Origin of the sequence: Halosimplex rubrum, from assembly GCF_013415885.1 — an archaeon.
Lineage (GTDB): Archaea > Halobacteriota > Halobacteria > Halobacteriales > Haloarculaceae > Halosimplex > Halosimplex rubrum.
The window spans coordinates 939,044-959,562 of record NZ_CP058910.1 but is presented as its reverse complement, the minus strand read 5'-3'; the positions used below and the strand labels follow the sequence as shown (position 1 = coordinate 959,562).

Here is a 20,519-nt window from a genome sequence, read left to right as displayed (position 1 = left end):
GATGACAGATAACGCCTTTTTAGACAAAGGACTCGTACTCGGTTTTTGTTTCCCTGTTGATCTTCACCACCGGTTATGTAGGCAATATCTCGAAGACGAGGCGAGAGAGTTCTATCTAACAGAAGATATTGAATCAATTTACGCAGCGAAAAAACGTGAGAAAATCCAAGCTCACCGGACTGCAGTCCTAAAACATGTCCGGTATATCGAACAGAATTATGATTCTGAAATGGGTCCAATGGATCTGCAAGAGGTTCGTCGTCGCCTCGATAGAAGATCCAATGATGCTTGGAAATACCTGAAGCACTACTACGAAGGAAAGCAATTTGCTAATCCAAGGGATGTCGTTGACGACCTCCGTGAATTTGCTCGAGGAATGGAATCCCATGTGAGCAGCCGTAAGGATGAATTTGATGAGTTAGTTGAGATCTGGACAAGAGAGGAAGATTATCCAGACCTAGAAGAAAGCCTCCGGAGCATTCGAGAGGACAAAGAAGAAGACTACTGGGTCTGTGTAGATGCGCATGACCTGGGAGAAAGGACCTCAGACGAGACAGAATTAGCTACGACAGATCTTGACGACTTAGCAAACGGAAACCGTCAGAAGTTGATCATTGAAAATACGTCTGTTGATTCAGTTGAGGCTGTAGCTTTTACTGGCAGTTGAGGGTTATCACTGGTGCTTTAGGGACGACGCGTGGTTTTACGTCCGACCGTCCCCAGTCTCCGGTATGCGCGTCGCCTCCCTCTTGCCGTCGGCCACCGAGATCTGCTACGCCCTCGGGGTCGAACCCGTCGGCGTCTCCCACGAGTGCGACTGGCCGCCCGAGGCCGCCGACCTCCCGACGCTGGACCGCTCGCGGGTCGACCCCGACCAGTCCAGCGCCGCGATCAACGAACAGGTCGCGCAGGCCGAGCGGGAACACGGCGGCGTCTACGAGATCGACCTCGGCGCCCTCGGCGCGGCCGACCCCGACGTGGTCGTCACTCAGGGCGTCTGCGACGTGTGCGCCGTCGACACGCTACTCGTCGAGGAGGCCATCGCCGAAGCGGGTCTCGACGCCGAGGTACTCACGACGGACGTTCACGGACTCGCCGACCTCTACGCCGACGTCGAGCGCTTCGGGGAGGTGTTCGACCGCGAGGGGCGGGCCGCCGAGCTAGTCGCGGACCTGCGCGAGCGCGTCGCGGCCGTCCGCGAGCGAACGAACTCGATCTCTCCCGAGGAGCGGCCGAGCGTCGCCGTCTTCGACTGGCTCGACCCCGTCATGGTCGCCGGCCACTGGATGCCCGAACTGGTCGAAGCGGCGGGCGCCAGCTATCCGATGGCCGACGCCGGCGACCGCTCGACCCCGCGCGAGTGGGCCAGCGTCCGCGAGACCGACCCCGATGTCGCCGTCGCCGCGCCCTGCGGCTGCGGGCTCGACCAGACGCTCGACACCGTCGACGACCTGACCGGCCGGCCGGGGTTCGCGGACCTCACCGCCGTCGAATCCGAGCGGGCCTACGCGATGGACGGCCACCACTTCGTCAACCGCCCCGGCCCCAGACTCGTCGATACGCTCGAACACCTCGCCGGGCTCCTCCACCCCGAACTGTTCGACGCGCCACCCGACTCCGTCGCTCGCGAACTGCCGGTCGACGCCCCGAGACGGAAAGGACCGTCGGCGTGACGGCGCGCCGTGACGAGAAGGGCCCCACCGCGACGGTTCGTCGGCGTCCACGCCCGCCAGTTGTGTCGCCACACGCATCAACCCGCGTCCGGGGCACTGCGAACGCACCGGATGACCGGAACAGTTGCTGTTCCAACCAATGCACCACATCCCCAACGCCCACCGTTGCGGCACCCAACCGTTAACCCCGTGGACGGGGTATGATATTCCATGGGATACACAATACAGACCTCAGTCACCGGTGAGTTCGACGACGTCGTCGACACGACGATTGCTGCGCTCAAAGACGAAGGATTCGGCGTCCTCTGTGACATCGACATCCAGGCGACACTCAAGGAGAAACTCGGCGAAGAATTCCGCCGATACCGCATTCTCGGTGCATGCAATCCACCCCTGGCATACGAGGGACTGACCGAAGAAATCGCTCTCGGCGCACTCCTCCCGTGTAACGTTATCGTCTACGAAACCGACGACGGCGAGATCGTCGTGAGTGCCGTTGATCCAAAGCAATTGGTCGGCATCGCGGACAACGATGCGCTCGACTCGATAGCGACTGAGGTCAACGAGCGTTTCGAGCGTGTTCTCTCGGCCGTTACCGACGAACTAGGATCCAAGTCGGAGGCCTGATCTCGATGTCTTCATCGAACCAGCTCGACACCACGACCATCGTTCTCCTGATCCTCGGAGCGATCATCTTGCTTCCGTTGCTCACAATGGGGATGGGGTACGGCGGGATGATGGGGTACGGCGGGATGATGGGCCAGTATGGCGGTACTGGCGGGTGGTGGCCGTTCGTCGGGATGCTCGTCCCGCTCATCTTCCTCCTCGTCCTCCTCGGCGGTGGCTACCTCGTCTTCCGGCGCATGAGCGAAACGCAGACGTCTCGAAATCCCGCGATGGAGGAGCTCCGCGCGGCATACGCTCGTGGAGACCTCACTGACGAAGAGTTCGAATCCCGCCGCGAGAGACTCGAACGGTCGGAGTGAGCCAACGAGTACGCACCGAGGTGCGGATTCCCACGCCTGCGTGATCGAATTCGCGATGCTACTCCCGATCACCACTGTGTGAGCGCGCCTTCGAATCGAAGAGATAGGGCAATCTCAGCTTACGATTCTGAGGAGTAATGTGGTTAATATCCAACACCGTAGTATACTATGTGCCCGAAGTCATCTGATTTTCACCCGCAAAGATTTCCCCGAACTAAGACACCATCGGAAATGAACTGAACGGGGTATTGAGCGGCCCAATCGGATAATATCGATATATTTGCCGACCTGACGGAACCCAAGTAGCCGTGGATATCGCCGTGAAGAGGACGGGGATACGTCTCGAGATGGTTCTCTCCCGTAAGTGTTGAATTCGGATTCGCCTGAACGGTGGTACCTATGAGTAATCCAGAGTCACGAATAGACGTCAAACAGTTTGTCTCGAACTTTCTCGAGTTCCAGTACCGCGAGGTGATGATGGTTTTCGCGACGCTTGCTGTCGTGGCAGGATCTATCGTCTTCTTCCCGGGGTTCGATAATCTCAGCAAGGGCCTGCAAGCCGATATTTCGCTCACACTGTTGGCGGCATTCATTCTCGTTGCAGTTATCGCTGGTGTCGTCAAAGGGATGGTGGGCTTCGGCTATGCACTCATTACGACACCTATCTTTGCCTCCGTGATCGATCCGACCTTTGCAGTCGTCGTCCTGGCTATTCCGCCGTGGATGCTCAATATGTTCCAGATCGGAGAGACCAACACCGGTCTGACCTTCCTCCGCGAGGAATGGGTTCTCGTTCTTCTAGCCACCGTGGGCTCGATAATCGGAGTCGTGTTCCTCGCCGAATTTAGCACGGGTCCGATCGTTCCGTTCCTCATCGGCCTCGTGATCTTCGGATACGTCGTCTTCCAGGTCGTCCAGGACTTCGTCACCGTCGAGAGGACGCACAATCCGCTTGGGCTCAGCGTCGCGGGGTTCCTTGAGGGGTTCCTCCTGGCCGTCGCGAACCTCGGCCCGCTGCTCCCGGCGTATTTCCACACGTTCGAGCGGGACACCGAACGGTACATCGGTGGCCTCTCGATGGTCCTCGGCGCCATTTTCACGGTCCGAATCATCCAGATGGCGCTGTTCACAGACCTGCTGACGACCTATCGGCTGTGGCTCGGGTCGGTGATCGCGGTTGTCACTATCGTCGGCCTGCTTCTCGGGACGTACCTCCGCCGTCTCGAAGTCGACGAGGAGAAGTTCAACTGGTTCGTCGTCGCGCTGCTGTTCGTCATCTCACTCAATATCTTCCGGAATACGATCCCGGCACTGTTCATGTGAGATTGACGGTGGTTTAAAAACCGACAGTAAGCAAAACAGCCCACTAGCAGGTGTCAGTCTCTATCTACTCGATGTCGGCTTCGATGACATCCTTGCGTGGAACCACTTCCATCGTCGTCTCCGAACCGATCGCCGTTCCGCCTGCGACGTTCTCGACGCGAAGGATCACGTCTTCCGGGCTCGCACAGCCACAGTTCACGAACTCGTCCCACTCGTCGCCGACAGAGACCGGGCCAGCGTGAGTCCATCGGAGGTACCGACGGTACGTGTGTTCGGTCATGTTCTCCCGCAACCACTCGCTATCGGCGATCCACCAGTCGTCGTCTTCGTCGGGATCTGTCTCGGGTGAACGAAACGAGACAAGGACTCGATCCGCCTGATCCTCAACAGTGGCAGGGTCCGTCGTATTGACGTCGCGTCTCTCTGTCGATCCCATCAGTCGTCGGCCTCCGTCGCGATCGATCCAGTACTGTCGGCCGACACCGCCTCTACTGATTCGAGCCACTCCTCTGTATCGAGGGCGGCCATGCTTCCCATGCCGGCAGCAGTGACCGCCTGCTGGTACTCGCGATCCATCACGTCACCGGCCGCGAAGACGCCGTCGGCGGCCGTCGCCGTCGTCGCCCACGCGTCGCCGACGCTGGTGGTTCGCACATAGCCGGCATCATCGAGGGCGACTGGCGTGTCGCGGAGGAAGTCGGTGTTGGGCTCGTGGCCGATGGCGTAGAAGACGCCGCCGACGTCGACCTCCTGGACTTCGACGTCGTCACCGGCTTCGTACTTCTCGGCAGGGTAGCCGTCTGTGTGAGAGACGAGCGTCGCACCGGTCACGCCTTCTTCCTGCGACCCGTCGATCGCCGCGAGTTCCGTGTTCCAGGCGAACTCGATGTCTTCGTCGCCGCGAGCTCGGTCGGCCATGATCTCCGAGGCTCGGAGTTCGTCGCGGCGGTGAACGACGGTCACGGAGTCGGCGAACTTCGCGAGGAAGAGGGCCTCTTCCATCGCGCTGTCGCCGCCGCCGACGACGAGGACGTCGTCGCCGCGGTGGAACGCACCGTCGCAGGTCGCACACGTCGAGAGACCGTAACCCATCAGCTCGTCTTCTCCCTCGGCGCCGACCCAGCGGGCGCTCGCACCCGTCGCGACGATCAGTGCGCGAGTCCGGAGCGTCTCGCCGGTCGACAGTGACAGCTCCAACGGCTGTCCGTCCAGCTCTGCAGACCCGATGCTGCCGTGCCGGAACTCGGCGCCGAACTGCTCGGCCTGCTCCTTGCCGCGCTGGATCAGCTCCATGCCGCCGACGCCTTCAGGAAACCCGAGGTAGTTCTCGACATCGGTCGTGAGCGTCAGCTGGCCGCCCGGCTCGTCACCCTCGAGCACGAGCGGTTCCAGGTCAGCCCGGGCGGCGTAGACGGCCGCCGAGAGGCCGGCGACACCCGAACCAGCGATGACGAGGTCTCGTATCTCCTCCGTCATTTATTCGGCGTACCTCTCGATCAGCGAGCGCAGTTGCTCTTCGCCCTGTACCCCGACGACCTCCTCGACTTGCTCACCATCGGCGAACAGGACGAGCGTCGGAACACCACGGACGCCGTAGGACTGAGCGAGTTGCTGGTTGGCGTCGACGTCGACCTTGGCGACGGTCGCGTCGGTCTCCGCGGCCAGCGTCTCGACAACCGGTTCGAGCATCTGGCACGGCCCACACCAGTCGGCGTAGAAGTCCGTGAGAACGACGTCGTGCTCGGCCACGACATCGTCAAGTTGGGACTGGCCGTTGACGTGGAGCGGTTCACTCGTGGTAGCGGTGCCAGCGTCGGACGCAGTATCGGTTGCCATCACGAGTACGTATGCACCGGTGCCAGTTGAGGATTTTGGGTAATATGTACAATACTGCCCAATCAAAAATGCAACACGGATACTCGGGTGGCTCTGCACCACAAAAATCTCAGTTCAGCGCCGATCCGGGTTATAGTAGAGTTTGAAAGCGTTTGCACGGTCGACCGCACGCAATCGTGCGGTCATCCGAGCGATATCTTTCAAATTCTACTATAGTTCTGATACGGAGAGGAGAGTCAGCTTTCGGCAGCGGGAGCCGAAGTCTCGGACTGCTCGTACTTGTTTTCGAACTCTTGGATGAGCTGGCCCATCTTGGCGTACCAGTCGTTGAGCATCCGTTGCATGTCATCGGTGATCTTCGACGGGTCCGTCGGCGAGTAGACGTGGTAGTAGCCGCCCTGGTCGTAGTTGATCTGCTCCTTCTCGATGAACCCCGTCTGGATCAGGCGCTGGACAGCCCGATACGCAGTCGAGCGCTCGCGGTCGACAGCCTCGGCGATCTCGTCGACAGTGAGCGGTTCGTCGGTGGTCACCAGCGCCTGGAAAACGTCCCTGTCGAGCTGTTTGAGCCCGTGGAAACACTCGAGGAGCCCCTCGCACACCATGTCTTGCTGCAGTTGTTCTGACATCGAATCTGGCATCGTTATCACTTGAACCTATGAAATACGCGATTATAAGACTTGTGCATAGAATGCACAATTTCATTCACGAGTCGGGAACGACGAGCCGGGCCACCTGGGACGGTTCGACCGGACGCGGAGACGGTCGTCAGTCCGCAGTGCTGGTAGCGCGCGCGGGTTCCGACCGGAGCGCCCGGACGGAGCTGACCACGACCGCGCCGGACACCAGCGCGGCGGCGCCGAGGATGACGACCAGCGAGACCGTCTGGAGGACGGGGATGTCCGCGAACTCCCCGACCTTGCGGATCGCGACGGCCAGCGCGCCGAGCAGGAGCATCACGCCGAAGTACACCTTGATCTCGTCCTCGTCGACGAGGTCGGTCGCCGCGGCGCCCAGCCGCGCGCCGAGTGCGCTCCCGGCCAGCAGCGGAACGACGATCGACAGGTCGACCGCGCCGTCCATCGCGTAGAGGAAGCTCCCGATCCCGCCCGAGAAGACGATCTCGAACAGGTCGGTCCCGACGGCCACCGGGACCGGCACGCCGATGAGGTAGAACAGCGCGGGCATGCGGATGAACCCCCCGCCGACGCCGAGGAATCCCGACAGCAGTCCCGTCGCGAACGCCACCGCGAGGATCAGCCACAGCGACACCGAGACCCCCCCGCGGAGGCGCATCATCGGGGGTACGCGGTAGGACTGGATCGTCTTGGCGATATCGGGGATGTCCTCGCCGTCGATATCGTCCTCGGCCTCGCCGTCCGCGTCGTGGCTGATACCGCCGCCACTATCGCCGTCGCCGCGCGTGGCGGTGTACGTGATGAACACGCCGATACCGCCGAGCAGGGCGACGTAGATGACGCTGACGACGGTGTCGGCCAGTCCGATATCCTGGAGCCAGTGCAGTCCTATCTTCCCGACCTCGATCCCCGCGGTCGTCCCGGCGATCATGAGGACGCCGAGCTTGTAGTCGACCTGCCCGAGGTCGCGGTGTTTGAGCGTCGCGATCACCGACGTGGCGAACACGAACGCCAGCCCGGAGGCGACGGCCACGTCCGTCTCGTAGCCCATCACCATCAGCGCGGGCGTGACGAGAAATGATCCCCCCATCCCGAAGAAACCGAAGAGGAGACCGATCAGCACCCCGAAGCCGGCGAACAGCGCGAGCAGCGTGACTGCCACGCCGAACACCTCCATCACGATTCACCTCGCAGCGCCTCGACCAGTCGTGGGCCGACCGCCCGTTCGAGGAGCCCGTAGCCGACGTACAGGACGAGCGCCTCCACCAGCACGACCCCGATCACGAGCGCGGCACCGTCGACGCCGGCCGCGCTCTCAAGTCCGAACATTCGTCGACACCTCGATCGATAGTGCGTAGTTCATGGATTTCTGCTCACGTCCTCGTAATCGACTACTGTATTTAACGGTTTTGGGACCAGTATACAATATTACTGCAACGGATGGAATCGCTATCCCACTCGAATATCCCCGTACGTTATGGGAATATTCGGTCCCCATCGATCGACGCGAACGGCGGCCGAGGCGGTTCAGACTCGGTAGAGCGCGCGTATCGGTTCGGCTCTCTAATGATAAGTTGTCTGCATATTCTGGCCGGCACGTACGCGACCGATCGACGTGACTTCCCACTGCCAAAGTCGTGTCTCTGCCCCCAATTGTATGATAGAAACAATATTATGCGAGCGGTGCGTCGGTCCGATCATGAGGGCGATCTACGCGACGGACCTCTCTGCGGCGAGCGAGGCGGCCATCGAGAACGAGACCTGCCTGGAGTGTCTCGAACGGATCGGCGTCGAGACGGTCCACCTGGTCACGGTCGTCCCGTCGAACGTCCACCCCGGGATGCCGGGGATGGATCTGGAAGGGCGCCGTGAGCGCGCGCTCGACCGCTACCGCAGCGTGATGGAGGCGGCGGGCTTCGACATCGAGACCCACGTCGTCCGGGGGACGCCCCACCGGCGCATCAACGGCATCGCGGAGACGGTTCACGCCGACCTGACGATCGTCGGTTCCCGGGGACAGAGCCCGCTCGCCAACCGCGTGATCGGGTCGACTGCCCGAAACCTCGCGCGGACGACCGTCGTGCCGCTCCTGGTCAACCGCGTCGAACGCGGGGACGAACAGCCGGAGGTGCTCCGCGAGCACCTGTTCCAGCGAGTTCTCTACGCCACCGACTTCTCCGAGAACGCCGAGCGAGCGTTCGACGCGTTCTCGTATCTCCGTCACGCGACCCAGGAGGCGACGCTCGTACACGTCGAGTCGCCGAAAGACCGCGGTGAGACTGGCCCGGAGGAGCGGCTCGCCGACCTCGCGGAGACGCTGGACGGCTGGGATATCGAGACGGCGATCGAGGTCCGCCGGGGCGACCCCGCCGAGGAGATCCTCGACATCGAGACGGCGGTGACGCCGACCACGACGCTGGTCGGCTCGCGCGGGCAGAGTCGGATCCGCCGACTGATGCTCGGGAGCGTCTCCGAGGACTTAGTCGCTCGGGCGAAGGGGAACGTCTACCTGGTCCCGCCGCCCCGCACGGCCTGAGGGCACGCCGCTCGCACCACCGACGAGCTACCACCACACAACTTCTTGGAGCAGGTAAGTTCCCGAGGCACTGTCGCATCACACCGGCAACACGGCGATCGCGCCGTAGCCGAGCGCGAACGCGAGCACGAACGACCCGGCCCAGGCGCCGACCGTCACGAGGATCTTGCGCGCGCTCACCGCGTCGCTGCCGCCGACGGCGGCGCCGCTGCCGATGATCGCGCTGACGACGATCTCGTTGAACGAAACCGGGACGCCCAGCAGCACGGCGAGCTGGGCGATGAGGAAGGAGGGGACGAGCGCGGCGATCGAGCGGCGGGGTCCTAACGAGGAGTAGTCCTGCGCCAGCGACTTGATCATCCGCGGCGCGCCGGTCCACGACCCGACGAGGATCCCGAACCCGCCGCCGACGAGCACGGCCGCCATCGGGACCGCCGCCACCGAGTCGAGCAGGGGGAGCAGTGGCCCGACGGCCAGCCCGACCTGGCTCCCGCCGGCGGAGAAGGCGACGAGCGAGCCGAGCGCGAGCAACACGCGCCGCAGCCCGCCGGCCGTGTCCCGTCGGATGTCCCACCAGACGAGGACACCGATCGAGAGCGCGACGGCTCCCGAGACCGCGACCGGCCCGACCATCGCGAAGTCGACCGTCCGCCGGGCGAGACCGACGAACGAGCCCGCCGTCGTCCCCGGCCCGACGTACGTGAACTCGACGTTCGCCAGGACGGCGCCGACGAGCGCGGCCAGCGCTGCGACGCTGTACCGTTCGGGCACGTCCGCCCGCGGGAGGACGCTCGCGATCGCGTAGGCCAGCCCGCCGCCGACAAATGGCGTCAGCAGCCAGACCGCGCCGATCTGCAGGTACTTCGACGGGACGGGCGACCCGCCCAGCGCCAACCCGACGCCCACGACCGAGCCGGTGACGGTGAACGCCGTCGCGATCGGATACCCGGTACGGATCCCGACCGCCATCAGCCCCGCGCCGATCGCCAGAACGACGATGACGCCCGTGACGGGGAGGCTGATACCGCCGACGAGGCCGCGGCCGACGGCCTCGGAGACGTTCGCGCCCTGGACGACCGCGCCGGCGAACCCGAAGATCCCGACGATAAAGGCCGCTCGCATCGTCGAGATCGCGTTGGCACCGACCGCGGGTGCGAAGGGCGTCGCACCGCTCGACCCCGCGCCGATCACCCACGCCATGAAGAGGCTCGCCAGTCCGGCGACCAGGAACAGGCCGATAACTGATGGGTCCATGAGCGAAGCGTGGAGTCCGGTGTCAGTCCGCTCCCGAAGGAACGGGCTCGGAGCCGGCCGCGCGGCTCCGCCAGTACCCCTGGACGTACGCGCCGAGGAACATCCCGGCGAGCGCCCAGAGGATGGTCACGTTGCCGGTCCCGAGGCTTGCGTACGCTGCCCCGGGACAGATCCCGGAGAGCCCCCAGCCGACGCCGAAGACGGCGCCGCCGACGAGGACGTTCCGGTCGAACGGCTTCAGCCGCCGCTCGTAGGGGTTGCCGGTGAGCGGCGCGGCGTCTCGAATCCGGGGGAGCAACGCGAACGCGACCCCGGAGACGATGGCGGCGCCGAACATCACGAACGGCAGGCCGAGGTCGTCGAACTGGAGGAAGTTCAGCACGACCTCCGGGCGCGCCATGTGGCTGAACCCGAGGCCGAACCCGAATATCAGGCCACCGACGAAGATCAGCGGCTTGAACAGCGGGTGACGATCCGCCATGTTACGGACTCACCCCCAATGCCGAGACGACCTGTGCCGTCCCGATCGCCACCGTCAGGAACGTCAGGACGCCGACGAGCGAGGTCTTCGACGCCGAGCCGACGCCACAGACGCCGTGACCGGACGTACAGCCCTTGCCGACGCGGGTCCCAATGCCGACGAGGATGCCGCCGAGGAACAGCCGCCACGGCTGGACGTCCGTCGTCCAGAGCGTGACACCGGCGACCTCGTACAGCTGGCCGGTGGTCCCGGGTTCGTACAGGGAGCTCGTGACCACTCCAGACTGGACGGTCGCGGCGAAGGCCAGTCCGCCGAGGATGATGCCGGCCGTGAACACGAGCCGCCAGTCCCGCGAGGCGACGTACTGCTGGAACCGCGACTGGCCGGACACGTACGACAGCGTCGACTCGAGGAACGTGCTCGCCCCTGCTGGGATGCCCGTCCCGAGGTAGATGACGACGGTGCCGAGCCCGACGAGTAGCCCACCGACGGCGTACCGGCTGATCCCGTTGGGGAACAGGTCGGCGGCGAGCTGGAGCGGGACTGGATCAGTCACCATTGGCGTCGTTAGTCACCCGCGAGCGACTCCTGGCTCGCCGCGCAGTTGTTGGGGCCGAGTTCGAGCGTGAACGCTTCCTCGTCGTCGACGGCGTTCTGTCCGAGGTTCGTCGCGATGATGTCCTCGTAGTTGGCCGGCCGGGGCGGCATGTCCGAGAGGATCAGGTCGACGAACTCGTCCTCGTCCATCGTGAGCGCGTCCATCTCCGCGACGAGCTCGCCGATGGGCGCCGTGTAGGTCCCATCCGCGGCTGGCTCGGCGGCATCGCTGAAGTGCGCGCCCCCGATCAGGGTGTCGTCGGACAGGGTCAGCACGCGCTCCTGCAGGGACTCGTAGAGCATGCGGGCCGCGTCCGGTGCGCCATCGTCACCCTCCTCGAGGTCGGGGCGAGCGACACTCTCGATGAACAGCCCGTCACCGGTCGCGAGCAGGCTGCCGTCGACGAGGTAGGAGGTCATTCCGGTCGTGTGGCCGGGCGTGTAGACGGCCTCGATGCTGGCGTCGCCGACCTCGAAGGTGTCACCGTCCTCGGCCGTGGTCAGCTCGTCCGCGTACGTGACGCCGCGGTCGACGGCCGCCTCGGGGATGACGCCCTCGACACCCTCGTCGTCGAGGGCACGCACGCCCGAGATGTGGTCGGCGTGGACGTGGGTGTCCAGCGCGTACTTCAGATCGACACCGAGGTCGTCTGCGTCCTCCAGGTAGCGGTCGGTGAACGCCCGCAGCGGATCGATGATCGCGGCTTCGCCGTCGTCGTAGAGGAGGTAGCCGAGACAGCCCGAAGAGGGACGCTGGTACTGGAGGAGCGTGCCGGCACCGTCGTAGCGCTCGACTTCGACGGTCTCGTAGATGCTCGCCCAGCCGTTCATGCCGTCTTCGAGGTGGTTCACGTCGTAGCCGTGTTCCGCGAGCGTCCCCGCGACGAACTCACTGGCGCCGCCCTTCGCGCACAGGACGGTTACCTCGCGGTCGTCGGGGATCTGATCGAGGACATCCTCGTCGATGTCGTCCTCGAGGAACTCGAAGTACGGGACGTTGATCGACGTGACGTTCTCGCCGTCGATACGCCACTCCTCGTAGTCCGAGTTCATCCGCGCGTCGAGCAGCGTCAGGTCTTCGCCCGCGTCGATGCGATCCTTCAGCGTCTCCGGGTCGACGGATTCCACGTCGGCGTCCGGAGTCGGGAAGTCTTCTGCGTTCATGTCGTGCATCCCTGCCTACTGGATGGACGTACTAAAGAGTTTGCATGGAAATCCACAAATCATACAATATTACTAGGGCCGAAGTTCTGGCGAGAACAGTATAGACGACTACACACCCAATACTGGGGTGCTTACGATACTATCTATCGTCCGGTTGTTTGTAGCCATCACAAGAATCGACATTCTTTTAACTACAGGGCCAATATTGTGCATTAGCTCCAAGACAGACCAACGGAGCGGACACAACAATGAGTGCAGAATACGACATCGCGGAGACGCTCGACGTGAAAGGTGCATCGTGCCCGATGCCGGTCGTCAAGACCAAATCGGCCATCGACGACCTCGACGCCGACGAGGTCCTGGAGGTACTCGCGACCGACTCGGGCAGTATGAGCGACATCGACGGCTGGGCCGACGGCACGGACGGCGTCGAGCTACTCGCACAGGAGGAGAGCGGTGACGTGTACAAACACTACGTGCGCAAGACGGAGTGAAGATGAGCACGGACACGTCAGACACGACAGCCGAAGACGCTCCCGACGCGGCCGAAAGTGACGCGCCCTCCCGCGCGGAGCTGGCCGCGCGCGTCGAGGAGCTCGAGGAATCGCTCGCCGAGGCGAGCGACGAGGACGCCGGCAAGAAGATGTCCATCATCGCGACCAAGGGGACACTGGACATGGCCTATCCGCCGCTGATCCTCGCCAGCACCGCCGCCGCGTTCGGCTACGAGGTGACGGTCTTCCACACGTTCTGGGGACTGGACATCCTCCACGAGGAGCGCTCGAAGAACCTCAAGCTGAGTTCGGTCGGCAACCCCAACATGCCCGTGCCCAACGCGGTCGCCGCCCTCCCCGGGATGGACCGCGTGACGACGAAGATGATGGAGAAGAAGATCGACGACAACGACACCGCCACCATCGAGGAGCTCCTCGAGACGAGCCTCGACATGGGCGTGGAGTTCCAGGCCTGTCAGATGACTATCGACCTGATGGACTACGACGAGGACGACTTCTACGACGGCGTCACCACGGGCGTCGGCGCCGCCACCGCCCTCCAAGACATGGCCGACGCCGACATCCAACTTCTCGTCTAACCTTCGATGAATGAACTCGAAGACCCTATCCCCCAGATCGTCGATACCGTCGCAGAGGAAGAGGGCGTCGAGCCCGTCACACTCGACCCGCCGCTAGCCGAAGTCACCGACCCGGATGCGCTCGAAACGTTGATCGAGGATTCGGCAACGTCTGCCCTCGAGATTCGTTTCGCGTATCGTGGTCACGACGTCGTCGTCGACGAGAACGGTCGCGTACAGGTCGAGTAAAGTAGGCCGTCAATTCTCTCTGATACGCAGTATCCCACGGACGGCTACTCCAGCAGCGACGTCCACTTTCTACACACAGTCCGAGAGACATCGGAGCGTGGTACGGCAGAGAACGGCGTTCGCGTCAGTTCCACTCCGGTTCGAGGGCGTCCAGCAGCCGCTCGATTTCTGCGTGCGTGTTGACCGCGTGGACCGACGCGCGGACGGCGTCCGGCGTTGGCAGGGCACGAACGACGATCCCCTCCGACGCGAGTCGGTCCACCGTCGCTTCGGGGTCGTCGACGTCGATCGTCACGAGTCCCGACTCGGGGTCCATAGGACTGAGAAGCCTGTCGTCAGGGACGCCATCAGCCAGATGGCCGGCCAATTTCTGGCTCCGGTCGGCGATACGGTCGACACCGACCTCACCGATCGCATCGATGGCCTCGGCCAGGGCGACGTGTGGAGCCGGATTCGACGACCCGACCTCGAATCGTCGGGCGCCGGGCGCGAACTCGTAGGGATCTGCAGTCGGGGTTTCGACGCTTCGGTAGCCAACTGTGGTGGGCTGGAGAGCTTCAGCGGCGTTGCGGTCGACGTAGAGGAAGCCGCCGCCCCACAGCCCCAGCAACCACTTGTGGCCGGCCGCCGCGACGGCGTCCGCGCCCCACTCGCCGACATTGAGGGGGAGCTGTCCCGGCACTTGCACGGCGTCGACGAGCGCGAACGCGCCGGCCTCGTGGGCGATGTCGACGAGGTCGGCGACGGGTAACCGGGTACCGTGCGTCCAGGTCACCGCGCTGAAACACGCCAGACGCGCGTCGGCGACGGCCTCGGCGAAGGCGTCGAGATCGACGCGGCCGTCCTCGGTCTCGACGACGCGAACCTCGACGCCCTCCTGTTCGAGGCGTTGCCACGGGAGCGTCCCGGCTGGATGCTCGAGGTCGGTCCGAACGACAGTATCGCCGGGCCCCCAGTCGATGGCGGTCGCGACGGCGTTGATACCCGCGGTCGTACTCTCCGTGAGTGCGATCTCGTCGGTGTCCGCACCGACGAAGGTGGCGACACGCTCCCGCACGCGGTCATAGGTGTCGAAGGCCACCTCGTAGGGGTCGTTTCGAGTACTCGTATCGTACTCGTGTGACTGCACGAACTCGTCTGCGGCCTCGACGACGTACCGTGGACTCGGGCCGTGAGCACCGAAATTCAGGTAGATGTCCTCGTGCAGGGCGGGCGTATCGGCGCGGAGTTCTCTAGGGTTCATCTCATCCTCCGCAAATTAGTCACTGTACCGGGCGATCAGTTCTCGGAGTGACTGTTCGGTCTGGCCGCCACGGAGTTGTTTCACCGGTTGCCCGTCGACGAACAGGACGAAGGTGGGCGTGTTCTGGGCACCGTACTCGATCGCGGTTTCGAGATTGGATTCGATGTCGACCGTCAGGATCGTCGCGTCCGTGTCTACGGCGATCGTCTCGAGAACCGGCTCCATCCGTTTGCAGGTGCCACACCACTCCGTGTAGAATTCCACGAGCGTGACGCGACTGTCCTCGACGACCGCTTCGATGTCGTCCTCACCGAGCGAAACCACGCTGTCCGTCTCCGCTGTCTGTGTTGCCATTACGAGACGCTACGCACCGGCTGTTTAATAGTCTTGGGTCGATTGCACAATATAACTTGGATCGGTCACTCCCCCGTCTACATCGACTGGGAGAGTGGCCCGACCCGAAGGGACCGATTAGTACGACTTCTCGGTAGATTGCGCACGGCCGAGCGCGCCTGCAAGCGCCAGCAGGTAGCCCAGCCCGTACTGGACATCCGGGTCACGTAATCCGCGAACCAGGCCGACGGCTCCGACCTGCTCGGGTGAGTTCCGCTCCGCTTCACCGACACTCTCTAACAACGTTTCGATGCCGTCACGAGTGTCGTCGTCGGACGCCGTCTGCGCGACTTCGCCAAGCGCGGCGCCGGTGCCCGCCAGTGACGTGACCATCTCGTCGTCGAGTGCCGCAGTCGCCAGCGACCCGACTTCCGCGATCTCGGCCAGTTCGTCGAGCGTACCGCTGCGCTGGAGCGCGAGCAACGTGTCGAGTGCCTCACGCAGTTCGTCGCCGTTCTCCCCGACCGTCTCGGCCAGCGCCGCGGTCTCGTCGGTCGCCAGCCCGTCGGCGGACTCCGCCAGCGTCGACCCCGTCGCCGAGAGCTCGCGGACCATCTCGTCGTCGAGCGCGCTCTCGCCCAGCGAGAGCACGTCCAGTAGCTCGTTGACGGCGTCGAGGTGCTCCACGAACTCGGCGACTGCCTCGGGGTTCTGTTCGATCGCCGCCTCCAGCTCGGACTGGTCGGAGTTCTCCTGTTCGGACATGGTCAGAGCAGTCCTCGAGCGGTCAGCCAGTACGACTCGTTGTACGCCAGCTTCGACCAGTGGAGTTTCTCCGAGGGCGGCGCCGGCGACGGCGGATTCTCGTAGTCGAACTCCACGAACGACGCCGCGTCCATCCCCGTCTCGATGAAGCACAGCGTCTTCCCGTCGTAGGTCGCCGTCGCCGGGCGGCCCCGAATCTCGCTGGCGAGGCGCTGGCCGACGACGCCGGCCTGGTAGTGTGCGACGCTGCCCGCGTTCGGGACGCCGGTGTCGGCGGTGTCCCCGAGCGCGTAGACGTTCTCGGCGGCCTCGGCTTCCAGCGTGTGCTTGTCGACGTCGACCCAGCCGTCGTCGCCGAGCCCCGCCTCCTCGATCAGGTCGATACCGCGGTGGGGCGGGATGGCCACGAGCAGGTCGTAGTCGAGTTCGGTCCCCTCCATCGACGTGATCGTCTCCGTCTCCGGGTCGACCGACTCGGCGTTGAAGAACGTCTCCACCTGGATGTCCCGTTCCTCCATGATGGGACGAGCCCACTCGGCGATGTGGGGGTTGCCATGGACGCGCTGTATCGGGTACGTGTACGTGATGTCGACGTCCTCCCGGAGACCGCGCTCGCGGAGCCAGTCGTCGGCCATGAAGACGAACTCCAGTGGCGCAGCCGGACACATGTGCGGAGTTCCGATCACGCTCAACACGAGGTCGCCCTCGGTGAACGAGAGCAGTTCGTCGCGCAGTTCGGTCGCGCCCGACTCGCTGTAGTAGTTGTGACCGTCCTCCGTGAGGCCAGGTATCTGGTCGGGCTCTAGCGTCGACCCGGTCGCCAGCACGAGGTAATCGTAGCCGACGGACGGGGCGCTCCCGTGGAACTGGAGCCGCTGGGACTCGGTGTCGATGTCGGACACGCGGCCGATCCGGAGATCGATTGCGTCATCGACGAGGTCAGCGAGCCGGCGGCGTCCGTCGTCTAGCTCGCGCTGGCCGAACGGCACGTACAGCCAGACCGGTTTGTAGACGTGGTCGGGGTCGTCGTTGACCAGCGTGACGCGGACGTCGCCGGCGTCGAGTTCGGGTTCGAGTCGGTCCGCGAGGTCGTTCGCGAGGACGGTCCCGCCGGTCCCGCCACCGACGATGACGACGTGCTCGGTCATGCTTTCTCCACGTAGAACGCGTTGTAGTCGTCGCGTTCCTCGACCGTGAGTAGTTCGTTGCCGGCTTCCTCGGCCCACTCGGGCACGTCGGTGAGCGATTGTTCGTTGTCGCTCAGGAGTCGGATCACGTCCCCCGACTCAGCGCCCCGGATCTTTCCGATGAGGTCCATCAGTGGACCGGGACAGGTTGCGCCTCTGGCGTCGACCGTACCGTCAGGCTCGATGTCAGTCACGGGTATCTCACAGGCGACAGTTGGGAACGGACAGTATTAGTATTGTGTATGGATTCCAAGATTCTGAAAATCCGTAGGGAAGATGGGTGGGTGAAGCGGTCACAGAACAGTTCACAAGGTGGCTGGTTTCAGAACTACTGGAGATGAATCACCTGCTCAGTACGGTTAGAGATACAACAGCGGTACCGCAGAAGTCTGGCACGGGCGTTCTAAGTGACGAAGACTCTTTACCAGTTGGCTATGTATGGATCTCAGTATGTCCTCTCAAGAGGTACAACTTCAAAGTACGGTTGCTGGATTCACAGCAAATGGACGACTTCATACGCTGAGTGTGTGGTTTATCCTCGCGTTGCGACTGATGATGGGATTGGCATTCTTCCAGAGTGGTTTTGAAAAGATCTTATCCGGGAGCTTTAGCGCGTCGGGATACTTGCAGAACGCGCCACCAGCCAACGGAAGTCCCGTTGCCGACCTCTTTGTTACGATGGGTGACACTGCGTGGTTCGTAGACTTCGTAAATATTGCTGTCCCATGGGGGGAGGTATTTATCGGATTAGGGCTTCTGTTCGGTGCACTCACGCGCCTCGCTGCGTTCTGGGGCGCGTTCATGATGCTGATGTTCTACCTCGGAAACTGGGATATCGCTCACGGCTACATCAACGGGGATTTCGCGTACATGCTCGTGTTCCTCTCGGTCGCCGCCTTCGGTGCCGGCCGTATCCTCGGGGTGGACGCCTATATCGAACAGTACGAAATCAATGGGCAGCCGCTCGTCGAACGATATCCCTGGACTCGGTATCTCCTTGGGTAGGGCCGTTTTCGCACCTTCGACTCGCTTTCGAACAGAGTGTCGGCGCTAAGTATGCATACGCACTGAGCAGGGAATTCATCCTCGGTAGTTCTGAATTCAACCACCTTGTGAACTCGTCTATGCCACCCTAGACTGGGTGGCAATCGGGAAACCACAGGGAGGGTCGCCCGACTACCGCTCGAATACGAGCGCGTAGTGGTACGGGGGTAGCTCGACCTGTCGGTCACGCTCGAAGGAGGCCGTCGAGAGCACGGCAGCTTCGGTCTCTTCTGGCGTCATCCGAAGCCCCGTCGGGGGTCCCCGAGGGTCACCTCCGACAGTCGTCGTCTCCCGCGGGCGCTCGTGCCAGTTGACGACGATCAGACGCCCGCCGGACTCGATGGCTTCGAACGCTTGTTCGACCAATCCCGCCTGGTCGTCGACGCCGTGGAACGTGTTTGCCACGACGAGCGTGGTGACTGGTTCGGGGAGGACGCCGGTCAGGTTCCGGGCGTCGCCGTGGATCGGGACGACGTTCTCGATGTCCTGCTGTTCGGCGAGACTATCGAGTTCGTCGAGCAATGACGCGTCCAAGTCAATCGCGTACACTGGCTCAGGTTCGGCGATACGGGCGGCTGGAAGGGCAAAGTAGCCGCTCCCACAGCCGACCTCGGCGACCGACTCGCCGGACGCGAGACCGAGTTTCCGGAGCGTCGCACCGGGCGTCGGCCAGAGTCTGCTCCACCAGTCCCAGTCGGGCTGTCCGGTGTTCTGGAACCGATCCATCCCTAGCGGGACCTCGACGTGTCCACACCCAGCAGGCGGTACAGGAGACAGACCCGAACGATCCCGGTCCCGGCGAGCACGAGGCCCAGCAGCGTCAGAACCGTGCCGACCGTCACACCGAAGCCGAGCAGGTCACCGAGCGACGCGAGTCCCACGGCCGCGAGTGCGATGCCGACGGTGATCCGGATCAGTCTGTCTGTGGCACCGATATTGTTCTCCATACACAACTATACACAATACAGAACCCTAAGTCTTACCCGGAGCGCGCCCATCGTGTTCAGATAAGCTGATTCCATGCGAAGCTGAACGATTTGAGCCAATCGTCGGCTGTTTCTGCGTCGGCGTTGCTGAAACAACTTGAGAATCGTACAGTTCGCCGCTTTATTTCTCTGAAGACACGTTCAACAGCGTTCCGATTTCCATGTTTTTCGTATCTGAAATCGAAGCCATGTCGGTGACACGCAGTTTGTAACGATTTGGAGGCATCGACGAGAAACACGGCGTCGTCAACGTCGTGTTTCTCGCTGAGCTCGGCGAGAAATAACTGAGCAAGCACCTTCGTTGTAGCTGGTCTCAGCTTTGTATGCAGCAGTTTGTTCGTTTCCGGATCGACAGCAGCGTACAGCCAATACTGCTCGTCGTTGAGTCGGATCACGGTTTCGTCAACCGCGACGTGATCCGGTGAGTGTCCACCTTCGGGCTGTAAATCAGCCTTGTGAACCCAATTATGAACAGTTGAACGAGCACGTTTGACACCGAATACCCCAAGAACAGAAACAGTATTCGAAAGTGAGAATCTAGCCAGATGCAACTGAATACTCAGCTTCATCAACAGTCGCGGTGTCGCTTCCCGCTCCACAAAATCTAAGTCGAATTGGTCCAGATTACCGCCGAGGCTAGCGTTTTCGGGCATGAATCACTCAGAAAACGCTACGCCTCACCTTTCAAACCTTATCTGAACACCGCGCCTCTGGAAGTACAAACACCCTTTGCAACGTCTATACCGCGTGTCTGACTGTCTCGATCGCTGAATACGGATCGTGCGATCCATCATTCCGTACCACGACCACGAGCCCGGTCGTCCCCTCGACTGGTACGGCAATGGTGACCAGCGTATCGTAAACGCGAACGGTCGCATGCAACGGCTCTCCGTGGGACTCCTCGTAGACTGCAGTGCCGATCGCCTCCAGCTGAATGTGCTTTAGAATCGTCCGGATGTCCGACGCAGAGTACTGTGAGGATGCCGCCTCGTCTCGGTATAGGACATCGTACTCGCCATCCTCGTAGGAAGCCAGGCCGACCAGCGTCTCACCGAGATCAGCCTTCAGTGTCGATTCGAGGGAGCCAGCGATATCCCCAAGCGGGCGGTCCTCCGAGAGGCGGTTATCCGCGTCAGCGAATCCATCGGTCAT

29 protein-coding genes are annotated in these 20,519 nt (G+C 62.8%); 10 read left to right on the top strand and 19 right to left on the bottom strand.

The genetic code is table 11. The features are described from left to right. Position 1: 1 nt before the first annotated feature. From HZS55_RS04835 to HZS55_RS04815, 5 genes are all read left to right on the top strand, one after another. The gene (locus tag HZS55_RS04835) at positions 2 to 667 is read left to right on the top strand and encodes a hypothetical protein (protein WP_179910603.1); all 666 of its coding nucleotides are present in this window, start codon (positions 2 to 4) and stop codon (positions 665 to 667) included. Positions 668 to 731: 64 nt separating this feature from the next. Then, complete coding sequence (locus HZS55_RS04830) at positions 732 to 1,673, top strand: ABC transporter substrate-binding protein (protein ID WP_179910602.1); 942 nt, start codon at positions 732 to 734, stop codon at positions 1,671 to 1,673. Positions 1,674 to 1,883: 210 nt separating this feature from the next. Continuing rightward, the gene (locus HZS55_RS04825; RefSeq protein WP_179910601.1) at positions 1,884 to 2,300 is read left to right on the top strand and encodes a DUF302 domain-containing protein; all 417 of its coding nucleotides are present in this window, start codon (positions 1,884 to 1,886) and stop codon (positions 2,298 to 2,300) included. A gap of 5 nt (positions 2,301 to 2,305) precedes the next feature. Then, positions 2,306 to 2,659, top strand: a complete 354-nt coding sequence (locus HZS55_RS04820; protein WP_179910600.1) for an SHOCT domain-containing protein — start codon at positions 2,306 to 2,308, stop codon at positions 2,657 to 2,659. A 399-nt stretch (positions 2,660 to 3,058) separates the two neighbouring features. Then, the gene (locus HZS55_RS04815) at positions 3,059 to 3,982 is read left to right on the top strand and encodes a sulfite exporter TauE/SafE family protein (RefSeq protein ID WP_179910599.1); all 924 of its coding nucleotides are present in this window, start codon (positions 3,059 to 3,061) and stop codon (positions 3,980 to 3,982) included. A gap of 64 nt (positions 3,983 to 4,046) precedes the next feature. On the opposite strand, the gene HZS55_RS04810 is transcribed toward HZS55_RS04815, so the two are convergent. The 6 genes from HZS55_RS04810 to HZS55_RS04785 form a co-directional block, all read right to left on the bottom strand. Further along, positions 4,047 to 4,418, bottom strand: a complete 372-nt coding sequence (locus HZS55_RS04810) for a hypothetical protein (RefSeq protein WP_179910598.1) — start codon at positions 4,416 to 4,418, stop codon at positions 4,047 to 4,049. Continuing rightward, a complete protein-coding gene (locus tag HZS55_RS04805) occupies positions 4,418 to 5,458 on the bottom strand; it encodes an NAD(P)/FAD-dependent oxidoreductase (RefSeq protein WP_179910597.1) in 1,041 nt (346 codons plus the stop codon). Before HZS55_RS04805 ends, HZS55_RS04810 begins: the two co-directional genes overlap by 1 nt. Continuing rightward, the gene (gene trxA, locus HZS55_RS04800; protein WP_179910596.1) at positions 5,459 to 5,818 is read right to left on the bottom strand and encodes a thioredoxin; all 360 of its coding nucleotides are present in this window, start codon (positions 5,816 to 5,818) and stop codon (positions 5,459 to 5,461) included. It lies immediately after the preceding gene. 236 nt (positions 5,819 to 6,054) lie between these two features. After that, on the bottom strand, positions 6,055 to 6,459 hold the full coding sequence (locus HZS55_RS04795) for a helix-turn-helix domain-containing protein (protein ID WP_179910595.1): 405 nt from the start codon (positions 6,457 to 6,459) through the stop codon (positions 6,055 to 6,057). A 127-nt stretch (positions 6,460 to 6,586) separates the two neighbouring features. Then, the gene (locus HZS55_RS04790; protein ID WP_179910594.1) at positions 6,587 to 7,633 is read right to left on the bottom strand and encodes a sulfite exporter TauE/SafE family protein; all 1,047 of its coding nucleotides are present in this window, start codon (positions 7,631 to 7,633) and stop codon (positions 6,587 to 6,589) included. Further along, positions 7,633 to 7,785 (bottom strand): DUF7512 family protein, encoded by a 153-nt coding sequence (locus HZS55_RS04785; RefSeq protein WP_179910593.1) that lies wholly within the window; start codon positions 7,783 to 7,785, stop codon positions 7,633 to 7,635. The genes HZS55_RS04790 and HZS55_RS04785 overlap by 1 nt, the downstream gene beginning before the upstream one ends. 370 nt (positions 7,786 to 8,155) lie before the next feature. Here HZS55_RS04785 and HZS55_RS04780 point away from each other — a divergent pair, with 370 nt between their 5' ends. Then, on the top strand, positions 8,156 to 8,992 hold the full coding sequence (locus HZS55_RS04780) for a universal stress protein (RefSeq protein ID WP_179910592.1): 837 nt from the start codon (positions 8,156 to 8,158) through the stop codon (positions 8,990 to 8,992). Positions 8,993 to 9,070: 78 nt separating this feature from the next. Here the strand turns inward: HZS55_RS04780 and HZS55_RS04775 are convergent, their stop codons facing one another. The 4 genes from HZS55_RS04775 to HZS55_RS04760 are packed head-to-tail and all read right to left on the bottom strand — an operon-like array spanning position 9,071 to position 12,488. Continuing rightward, a complete protein-coding gene (locus HZS55_RS04775; protein WP_179910591.1) occupies positions 9,071 to 10,246 on the bottom strand; it encodes an inorganic phosphate transporter in 1,176 nt (391 codons plus the stop codon). A gap of 22 nt (positions 10,247 to 10,268) precedes the next feature. After that, complete coding sequence (locus HZS55_RS04770; RefSeq protein WP_179910590.1) at positions 10,269 to 10,727, bottom strand: YeeE/YedE family protein; 459 nt, start codon at positions 10,725 to 10,727, stop codon at positions 10,269 to 10,271. 1 nt (position 10,728) lies between these two features. Beyond that, positions 10,729 to 11,286, bottom strand: a complete 558-nt coding sequence (locus tag HZS55_RS04765; protein ID WP_179910589.1) for a YeeE/YedE family protein — start codon at positions 11,284 to 11,286, stop codon at positions 10,729 to 10,731. Positions 11,287 to 11,294: 8 nt separating this feature from the next. Then, positions 11,295 to 12,488, bottom strand: a complete 1,194-nt coding sequence (locus HZS55_RS04760; protein WP_179910588.1) for an MBL fold metallo-hydrolase — start codon at positions 12,486 to 12,488, stop codon at positions 11,295 to 11,297. A 248-nt stretch (positions 12,489 to 12,736) separates the two neighbouring features. Here HZS55_RS04760 and HZS55_RS04755 point away from each other — a divergent pair, with 248 nt between their 5' ends. From HZS55_RS04755 to HZS55_RS04745, 3 genes are read left to right on the top strand one after another with little or no spacing between them, the layout of a single operon-like run. Further along, a complete protein-coding gene (locus tag HZS55_RS04755; protein ID WP_179910587.1) occupies positions 12,737 to 12,982 on the top strand; it encodes a sulfurtransferase TusA family protein in 246 nt (81 codons plus the stop codon). Positions 12,983 to 12,984: 2 nt separating this feature from the next. Continuing rightward, the gene (locus tag HZS55_RS04750) at positions 12,985 to 13,581 is read left to right on the top strand and encodes a DsrE/DsrF/DrsH-like family protein (RefSeq protein WP_179910586.1); all 597 of its coding nucleotides are present in this window, start codon (positions 12,985 to 12,987) and stop codon (positions 13,579 to 13,581) included. 6 nt (positions 13,582 to 13,587) lie between these two features. Continuing rightward, on the top strand, positions 13,588 to 13,809 hold the full coding sequence (locus HZS55_RS04745; RefSeq protein WP_179910585.1) for a HalOD1 output domain-containing protein: 222 nt from the start codon (positions 13,588 to 13,590) through the stop codon (positions 13,807 to 13,809). A gap of 124 nt (positions 13,810 to 13,933) precedes the next feature. On the opposite strand, the gene HZS55_RS04740 is transcribed toward HZS55_RS04745, so the two are convergent. From HZS55_RS04740 to HZS55_RS04720, 5 genes are all read right to left on the bottom strand, one after another. Then, the gene (locus HZS55_RS04740; protein ID WP_179910584.1) at positions 13,934 to 15,052 is read right to left on the bottom strand and encodes an aminotransferase class V-fold PLP-dependent enzyme; all 1,119 of its coding nucleotides are present in this window, start codon (positions 15,050 to 15,052) and stop codon (positions 13,934 to 13,936) included. A 15-nt stretch (positions 15,053 to 15,067) separates the two neighbouring features. Further along, a complete protein-coding gene (locus HZS55_RS04735; RefSeq protein WP_218927273.1) occupies positions 15,068 to 15,406 on the bottom strand; it encodes a thioredoxin family protein in 339 nt (112 codons plus the stop codon). A gap of 117 nt (positions 15,407 to 15,523) precedes the next feature. Beyond that, entirely contained in the window at positions 15,524 to 16,150 is a 627-nt protein-coding gene (locus tag HZS55_RS04730; protein WP_179910583.1) for a DUF1641 domain-containing protein, read from the bottom strand. Between the two features lie 2 nt (positions 16,151 to 16,152). Beyond that, on the bottom strand, positions 16,153 to 17,298 hold the full coding sequence (locus tag HZS55_RS04725; protein ID WP_179910582.1) for an NAD(P)/FAD-dependent oxidoreductase: 1,146 nt from the start codon (positions 17,296 to 17,298) through the stop codon (positions 16,153 to 16,155). Further along, a complete protein-coding gene (locus HZS55_RS04720) occupies positions 17,295 to 17,531 on the bottom strand; it encodes a sulfurtransferase TusA family protein (RefSeq protein WP_179910581.1) in 237 nt (78 codons plus the stop codon). Before HZS55_RS04720 ends, HZS55_RS04725 begins: the two co-directional genes overlap by 4 nt. A 256-nt stretch (positions 17,532 to 17,787) precedes the next feature. Between HZS55_RS04720 and HZS55_RS04715 the strand changes: the two genes are divergently transcribed. Next, a complete protein-coding gene (locus HZS55_RS04715; RefSeq protein WP_179910580.1) occupies positions 17,788 to 18,342 on the top strand; it encodes a DoxX family protein in 555 nt (184 codons plus the stop codon). Positions 18,343 to 18,513: 171 nt separating this feature from the next. On the opposite strand, the gene HZS55_RS04710 is transcribed toward HZS55_RS04715, so the two are convergent. The 4 genes from HZS55_RS04710 to HZS55_RS04695 all read right to left on the bottom strand — a co-directional run bounded on the left by HZS55_RS04710 (position 18,514) and on the right by HZS55_RS04695 (position 20,519). Next, on the bottom strand, positions 18,514 to 19,107 hold the full coding sequence (locus HZS55_RS04710; RefSeq protein WP_179910579.1) for a class I SAM-dependent methyltransferase: 594 nt from the start codon (positions 19,105 to 19,107) through the stop codon (positions 18,514 to 18,516). 2 nt (positions 19,108 to 19,109) lie between these two features. Continuing rightward, entirely contained in the window at positions 19,110 to 19,328 is a 219-nt protein-coding gene (locus HZS55_RS04705) for a YgaP family membrane protein (protein WP_179910578.1), read from the bottom strand. A 56-nt stretch (positions 19,329 to 19,384) separates the two neighbouring features. Continuing rightward, positions 19,385 to 20,020 carry an IS6 family transposase gene (locus HZS55_RS04700; RefSeq protein ID WP_179910577.1) on the bottom strand — a complete coding sequence of 212 codons (636 nt, stop codon included), beginning with the start codon at positions 20,018 to 20,020 and terminating at the stop codon, positions 19,385 to 19,387. 85 nt (positions 20,021 to 20,105) lie between these two features. After that, positions 20,106 to 20,519 carry a hypothetical protein gene (locus HZS55_RS04695; RefSeq protein ID WP_179910576.1) on the bottom strand — a complete coding sequence of 138 codons (414 nt, stop codon included), beginning with the start codon at positions 20,517 to 20,519 and terminating at the stop codon, positions 20,106 to 20,108.